Source organism: Alkalibacterium sp. m-11 (genome assembly GCF_054658155.1).
This window is the reverse complement of the sequence record NZ_BAAGIR010000169.1, coordinates 1-3,533: the sequence shown is the minus strand read 5'-3', so window position 1 is coordinate 3,533 and position 3,533 is coordinate 1. Positions and strand designations below refer to the sequence as shown.

At 40.7% G+C, this 3,533-nt stretch carries 1 protein-coding gene; it reads right to left on the bottom strand.

The genetic code is table 11. The annotated features are described in order from the left end of the window. Positions 1-282: 282 nt before the first annotated feature. Positions 283-3,363 (bottom strand): glycoside hydrolase family 2 TIM barrel-domain containing protein, encoded by a 3,081-nt coding sequence (locus ACYQ2O_RS11120; protein WP_459796636.1) that lies wholly within the window; start codon positions 3,361-3,363, stop codon positions 283-285. Positions 3,364-3,533: the final 170 nt, after the last annotated feature.

The following is a 3,533-nucleotide window of genomic DNA, read 5'->3' as shown; positions in this document are numbered from 1 at the left end:
TTTGATTCATAAGAAGACCTCTTTTCTGGATTTGTGGTTATCTCTAGATTAAGGGTCTTCTTTCTTTTTGTCTACTTTAATTTCTTGCCCTACTATTTTACTTTCCGACAACTATTTTACACATAGAGATAACAGGATGAAATTAGTCCACAGATTTAAGCTGTGGACTGCTCAAAAGCCCGAGGATACCATGTTTTCCACATGTGTATACCACGGGCTTTTGTCACCGTTCAGGAAATCATAAAATTTTGGGTAAATTCAAATTTTTTATATATTGACAAATTAGTGAAGTTGATAAGGCAGTATAGATACTGCATAGGTGTAATCCTGGTTCTTCAGCTGATACTTGTCCAAAACTCCTGGTCCGCAGCTGGAAGACCCGATTCCGTTGACTTTATAATCAATATTTAATTCAAAATATCCCTCAGTCGAGAGCTCATATCTGTGTCTTGCCTGATCCAGTTCCCTGGTAGTAAATGGACTGACGGAAAAATTAAATGCTTCTCCTGTGATAACCAGTCCATCTCCTCTAGTTGAGTAGAATGCAGCCCAGTCGACTTCACTCCTGTTACCACTGTCCTGAGGCATGATGTAAGGAGTAAACATATCCTCTGTATTTAATGTCCAAATGCCTTTTCTGACTGCCTGGCTGATGTCCGGATAAGATTCTCCTGGACCATTTCCTGACCATTTCGTCTGTAATAGTTCTTTAGAAATATTAAACTGAAGACCTATTTTTGGAAGGGTCTCGGGTCCTGAACCATAAGCTTTTGAGTGAACTGATAAATCAATTTGCCCTGAGTTACTGATTGTATATGTGACTTCGCTTCTGAACCCCCATTCAACGACTGGCGGTGCAATCGTACTTTTAACCTGTATCTGAATCTGCTCATTACTTTGCTTTTTAACTTCGAATGATTCAATCCGTTCCTGCATCTGATCAAGAAAATATTGCTTCCAGTGTTTTTCACTGTTTGATGATTTAAACTCATCATGACTGATCCGGTCATTATCCGTTAAGGCTCTCCAGTAATTCTGTTTTGGACCTTCAGTAATCAGTTCCTGGTCGTTGTACTCATAGGTCATCATTCTTCCTTCAAATCGATTGAAGACGACTTTGAAACGGGAATTCATGATTGTTATGTCTGTTTTGTTGTCTGATATTGTCAGCGGTTCAGCTTCAATACTGCCAGCAGTTAATCCAGCTAATGAGTTTCCTTCTGAAAGTTCAAACTGTCTCCAGGCAACTTCGTGCCCGATGTCAGCCCATTTCGTCGGGTACTTTTCAACAAACTGGACTGTCAGATAAATTGCCTCTTCTGAATGAACTGGATCTATGTCCAGCTGAAATTCTTTAGATGTCTGAGCCTCTATATCATCAGTTCTGAAAAATCCATTTTGGAGTACTTTTTCACCAGCAACCACTTCCCATAATCCGTAGACATGATCTAAAGTTATAAAATCGTACAGGTTAGTTACTGTTATTTTCCCCTCGCTCAGATCAGCAGCCTCTACTCTTATAGGTTCAATTACTTTTTTATATTCAGTAAGAGCAGGTGAAGGTTCCCGGTCCGGGAAAATCATTCCATCGATGACGAAGTTTCCATCGTGCGGGCTGTCACCAAAGTCTCCCCCGTAGGCGAAAAACTCTTCCCCGTCTTCATTCAGTGCTCTAACGCCATGATCGATCCATTCCCATACAAACCCACCCTGCAATCGTGGATATTTGTAGAACAACTCCATATATTCCTTGAATCCCCCGGGTCCATTACCCATTGCATGAGCAAATTCACACAGCACATGAGGTTGTTTCAGTTCCGTCTGCTGACCGAGCTTTTCAAGCGTATCTACATCGGTATACATTGTGGAAAACATGTCTGCACTTTTATTGAGTTCCTCTGGTTCAAAGTTAGATCGTTCAAGGATATAGCGCGTTTCTCCTTCATAGTGAAGCAGTCGAGTCACGTCTCTGGACCGAGCCCAGTCCGCCATTGCGAGATGATTCTTACCGAAACCGGATTCATTTCCCAGTGACCATATGATAACTGAAGGATGATTCTTGTCTCTTTCAACCATCCTTTTAATTCTATCAACGTAAGCCTCTGTCCATTCACTGCTGTCGCTCAGACGATCCCAGTCATTGACGAAAACAAATCCATGTGTTTCAATATCCGTTTCATCAATCACATATAATCCGTACGCATCGCATAAATCATAGAATCGCGGATCGCTTGGATAATGTGAGGTTCTTACTGCATTGATATTGTGGGCTTTCATCAGTTTGATATCTTGTTCCATCACATCCAGCGGAACATATCTGCCTAGATCCGGATGAAACTCATGACGGTTGACACCTTTAAACAATATCGGCTTTCCGTTGACTTTAATCAGCCCATCTTCTAGTCTGACGTCTCTAAATCCCACTTTCTGAGGGATGACAGTCAGTGTGTCCTGTTCATTACTCAAACTAAAGTATAAATCATATAAATAAGGTGTTTCAGCAGTCCACTGCAGCGGCTCCTGAATTATTTTCTTAAGAACCACTTCAGTTGAAGTCACGTCAATGTGCTCTTCGAAAACGGTGCCCGTCTGATCCTCCAGTAGAATGGTCAGTTTTCTGCCCACGGCTTCTTCTGAAACTTCTATATTTATTGACAGCTCAGCATCTGTGTATGTTTCGTCGAAATCGGTTTTTACAAAATAATCGCTTATTCTTTCTGAAGGTGCTGTCCTGATATAGACATCTCTGAATATTCCTGAAAGCCACCACATATCCTGGTCTTCCAGATACGTTTGAGCCGACCACTTTGTCACTTTTACTACTACTGTGTTCTGACCCTTCTTCACAACTGATGACAGATCAAACTCAGCAGCTGTTCGGCTTCCTGTAGAATACCCTACATAGCTGCCATTGATCCATAATTCGAATGCTCCATCTACTCCTTCGAAGCGTAAATAAACTCGATCATCTGATCCGTCATAGTAAAATCTTCTTCGGTAAACACCGGTCGGATTTTCAGAAGGTATTTTTGGAGGGTCCACAGGAAAAGGATACTGGACATTTGTATAGTGAGGCAGATCGTATCCTTCCATCTGCCAGTTTGAGGGCACTGTGATAGTATCCCACGCTTCGTCATCATACTCTTCTGAAAAGTACTCATCTGTTATATTATCCGGGAATCGACTATAATAAAACTTCCATTCTCCATTCAACAGCTGGAACCCTCTGGAATACTGACGATTATATTTTTTTGCTTTATCCAGACTATCGTAGGAAAAATGGTACGTTCGCTCTTCAAGCCTGTTCTGATGGAGAATCTTCTGATTCAAATGGTGCTTATAAATTTTAACCCCACCTTTCATAATATGTCACTTCTTTTGGTAGCATTTTCATTTGTTCTATAACTGAACCAATTTCATAACTAACTTTTTAAAAAAGGAAACACTCGTCTAATTTCAAAATGACTATTTTTTAAAAATTACACGGCTATTTCTTTTCTGTTCTTTCTCTCAGCTAACCGTTGGTTTGCATA

Coding starts and splice junctions, on each gene's coding strand:
- ACYQ2O_RS11120 (WP_459796636.1), bottom strand. CDS start 3,363: ATGAAAGGTGGGGTTAAAATTTATAAGCACCATTTGAATCAGAAGATT.